Here is a 415-nt window from a genome sequence, read left to right as displayed (position 1 = left end):
GGACCGGCCTGTCGCCATCGAAATAGCAGGCGCCGAAACCGTCGAACCCCTTGCTCATATCGCCGCCCCCAAGTCGAGCGCTTCGGCAAAACCCTCCGCTTCGGCGAAGTCGTCACGCGCGCGCTGGCTGATCGACGAAAGGCCTCGGGTTTGCGGCAGCGCGGTCGTGCGCGCCACATGGCGGATCAGCGGGAGCATCGATCGCTCCCAGCATATCCGCCGCCAGATCGAGGCCCAGAAGCCGCACCGCCAGCCCCGCCAAGAGAACGAGCCCCGATATAAGAACGAGATAAGCGATCAAATTTCCGAAAACGTAGATGAAAGCCACCCGAGCGCCGGACAGCCGCGATTGCAGCGACAGCCCAAAGGCGTATTTGTTGTTTGCCAGAATACGTTTGCAGACCCAGCGGTAGTG

General features: G+C 61.9%; 1 pseudogene. It reads right to left on the bottom strand.

The window, feature by feature from the left end:
* Positions 1-112: 112 nt before the first annotated feature.
* A pseudogene (locus tag A3728_RS23770) lies at positions 113-415 on the bottom strand (hypothetical protein); the annotation flags it as partial.

It is taken from the genome of Sulfitobacter sp. HI0040 (genome assembly GCF_001634885.1).
In the GTDB taxonomy this organism is placed as follows: domain Bacteria; phylum Pseudomonadota; class Alphaproteobacteria; order Rhodobacterales; family Rhodobacteraceae; genus Sulfitobacter.
Note: the sequence above shows the minus strand (reverse complement) of the source record. Positions and strands in the feature narration are given on the sequence as shown.